This is a genomic window from Pseudomonas sp., from assembly GCF_050739995.1.
In the GTDB taxonomy this organism is placed as follows: Bacteria; Pseudomonadota; Gammaproteobacteria; order Pseudomonadales; family Pseudomonadaceae; genus Aquipseudomonas.
In genome coordinates, this window is the sequence record NZ_JBOICG010000447.1 from 1 (window position 1) to 2378 (window position 2378).

4 protein-coding genes are annotated in these 2378 nt (G+C 60.8%); 2 read left to right on the plus strand and 2 right to left on the minus strand.

Features of this window, described 5'->3' with window-relative positions; all coding sequences use genetic code 11:
- Positions 1-73: 73 nt before the first annotated feature.
- Positions 74-826, minus strand: coding sequence for a DUF2059 domain-containing protein (locus ACRESD_RS14925; RefSeq protein WP_431751619.1), 753 nt, complete (start codon positions 824-826; stop codon positions 74-76).
- A gap of 131 nt (positions 827-957) precedes the next feature.
- Between ACRESD_RS14925 and ACRESD_RS14930 the strand changes: the two genes are divergently transcribed.
- On the plus strand, positions 958-1590 hold the full coding sequence (locus ACRESD_RS14930) for a 2OG-Fe(II) oxygenase (RefSeq protein WP_431751622.1): 633 nt from the start codon (positions 958-960) through the stop codon (positions 1588-1590).
- Between the two features lie 2 nt (positions 1591-1592).
- On the plus strand, positions 1593-2087 hold the full coding sequence (locus tag ACRESD_RS14935; protein WP_431751620.1) for a DUF523 domain-containing protein: 495 nt from the start codon (positions 1593-1595) through the stop codon (positions 2085-2087).
- Positions 2088-2129: 42 nt separating this feature from the next.
- On the opposite strand, the gene ACRESD_RS14940 is transcribed toward ACRESD_RS14935, so the two are convergent.
- A partial coding sequence (locus ACRESD_RS14940) for a transporter substrate-binding domain-containing protein (RefSeq protein ID WP_431751621.1) occupies positions 2130-2378 on the minus strand: 249 nt, incomplete at its 5' end.

Sequence of the window (2378 nt, forward strand, 5' to 3'; positions counted from 1 at the left end):
CGATTACGGTGGTTCAGCAAGAAAGTATTTGCATGACACACCGCTATCGGGGGCAAGCCCCCTCCTACATTTTTTATTGCGACAGGCTAGAGGTGCTTTGCCCGACTGCAAGCCCTGCACGAATGGCAGCAAGAGCCGCCTGGTAATACGCCTTACCCTCCGGCGACTCCGCAAACGTAGCGAACTCTTCCAGCTCCGGGTCGGACAAATCCCGATAGACATACAGCAGCGTGTTGTTCAGGTCATTGCCGATCTGCTGCATCAAACGCTCACGCTGACCATTCAACATGCCTTGGGCCTGGCCACCGCCCAGCAGGCCGGGGATCATCTGGCTCAAGCTGTCAGCCGCGACACCGGCAATCGCCAGGCTGACTTCCGCACCTGCTTCGCGAGCCGGCAGTGCCTGCGCCAGGTGGCCGATGATCAGGCTGCGAGTCGCATCGGCTTCCATGTGCGGCAAGCCCTGGGCGTTTTTCGCCAATTGGTCGCGGCGAGTGGCGAGCAACTCGGCGGCGACAATCTTGCGGCCCAATGGCGATTGAAAAAACGCCAGTGCGGGCTTCGGGTCGGTCAGGTTCTTGCGCAATTGCGCTTCGGCGCGCTGGTCCACGGCCTGGGCTGCAAAGCGTTTGTTGCTGTTGTCCACCAGCGCCTGGTACACCGCCGGCGGCAGGCTATTGCGGTAGCGTTGCTGGGCGGCAGTGAGGGCGTCATTGAAATGTGCACGTTGTTCGGCCCAACCGGCGACCTTGTATAACTGGTCATGGCTGTCTGCCCAGGCGGGCAAAACGCAGAACATCAGCACGGAAAAAAACAAACGACGCATAGGGACTCCTGTCAGTCGGCCACTATTGTCCGTGTCGGGCGTGGGATTTGTCGAGAAATCCTATCAATCACCTGACTAAAGTGTATTCAGACGCTCGGCGGCGCTGTCGGATTCACAGGCGTATGGATACTATGCGCGCCATGCAAATATCCTTCGATCACCCGCTGTTGCAACGTATCGTCGACGATCTGGCCGAAAAAGGCTGGTCGCAGCAGAACGGCTTCCTGCCCCAGGCTCTGACCCTGGCGCTCGCGGCTGAGTGCCGTAAACGTGCGGCCGAGGGTGAGTTGGCCCCCGCCGCTGTAGGGCGAGGCCCAGCCCAGGAGATTCGCGAGGGAATTCGCGGTGACCATATCCAGTGGCTGGAAGAGGGTGATGCGCCGGTCTGCGAGACCTATATGGGTTTGATGGATGGCCTGCGCCTAGCCATGAATCGCCATCTGTTCCTCGGCCTTGAAGACTTCGAAAGCCACTTCGCGATGTACCCGCCGGGGGCGTTTTACCTCAAGCATCTGGACCGTTTCCGTGACGATGACCGGCGCATGGTCTCGGCCGTGGTCTACTTGAACGACGCCTGGTTGCCGGAGCATGGCGGTCAGTTGCGCATGTACCTCAAGGACGGTGTGGAATACGATGTGGAGCCTGTCGGCGGCTGCCTGGTGGTGTTCCTGTCAGGTGAAGTGCCCCACGAAGTCCTGCCCGCCACGCGCGAACGCTTGTCCTTGACCGGCTGGTTTCGCCGGCGGGGTAACGAGCCGTTTTAAGCATGGAAAAGATTCTGATCAGCCGCTGCCTGCTTGGGCACAAGGTGCGCTACGACGGCGGAGCCAGCGGCCCGTTCGACCAACTGGCGCAGTGGCAGGCTGAGGGGCGCGTCGTTGCAATCTGCCCGGAGGTGTCGGGCGGCTTGCCAACACCCCGGCCACCCGCCGAAATCGCGGGCGGGCAGGGCGTCGATGTGTGGGACGGCCGTGCCCGAGTACTCACCGCCGAGGGCGAAGACTTCAGCGCCGCCTTCCTTGATGGTGCCCGCCAGGCGTTGGCGCTGGTGCAGCGCCACGGTATCCGTATCGCCATCCTCAAGGCCAACAGCCCATCCTGCGGCAACCTGTTTATCTATGACGGCACCTTCAGTGGCGTCAAGGTCAGTGGCGAGGGTGTGACGGCGGCACTGCTCAAGCGCCATGGGGTGCAGGTGTTCAGTGAGCAGGAACTGACCGAGGCCGCAGTGGCGCTGGCCCAACTCTCAAGTCTTACCTAGATCAAAACTGTGGGAGGGAGCAGCCCCCTCCCACATTTGGATTTACTGCGTCTGGGCCACTGGTGCACGGCCGTCAAACCACTTCTGCGTCAGGGCCTTCAAGCGCCCATCGGCCTTAACCTGTTGCAGTGCCCTGTTCAGGCTGCTCTTGAACGCTGGATTACCCTTCTGGAACGGAATCGCCAGTTCTGGTTTTTCGCGATAGGCATCACTGAAATCGAACCGATCACGCAGCTCGGCAGTCATAGCGATATGGTTGATGGCCACGTCGTATTTACCGGTCTCGACGCC